General features: G+C 45.2%; 1 pseudogene. It reads right to left on the bottom strand.

Annotated elements, in window-relative coordinates:
* Window positions 1-631, bottom strand: a pseudogene (locus N878_RS30950) (erythronolide synthase); the annotation flags it as partial.

The raw sequence follows: 631 nt of genomic DNA, 5'->3' as shown, positions 1-631 counted from the left end.
AAAAGATTGACGTCCTCGCTAAGAAAATCAAGAAGTTTAAGAGCGTAAGCCTGCAGACGATCTTTGTTTCTCGCAGACAAAGGTATCACTATTTCTTCATTTTTCGTTAAAATCGTCTCTGAATGGCTCTCTGCCGGAATATATTCTTCCAAAATAAGATGCGCATTTGATCCTGAAGCGCCAAACGAACTTAAACCGGCACGGCGGGGATATGTGACGTCCACCCCGTTTTCTGTAAAAGATGGCTGCTCCCATTCCTTTGTTTCATGCTGGACAAAAAATGGGGTTTGATCAAGCTTCAAATAAGGATTCAGCTCTTCTGAATGTAATGACGGCACCAAGGTTTTATGGTGCAGCTGCAGGACAGTCTTCGTTAAGCCGCTAATGCCGGCTGCAGCTTCAGCATGGCCAATATTCGATTTAACAGAACCGATTGAACAGAATTGCTTGTCCTGCGTATTGCGGCTGAAAGCTTTTACTAACCCCTGTATTTCAATCGGATCTCCCAATGAGGTGCCAGTGCCATGGGCTTCAACATAGCTGATGGTGCGCGGATCAATTCCTGTTTTTTCTAGACATGCTTCGATTACATCAGCTTGAGCTACCGGGCTCGGTACTGTAATCCCGCTTA

Origin of the sequence: Pseudomonas sp. EGD-AK9 (assembly GCF_000465935.2) — a bacterium.
In the GTDB taxonomy this organism is placed as follows: Bacteria; Pseudomonadota; Gammaproteobacteria; order Pseudomonadales; family Pseudomonadaceae; genus Aquipseudomonas.
The sequence above is the reverse complement of the archived record's forward strand: the minus strand, read 5'-3'. Positions and strand labels throughout refer to the sequence as shown.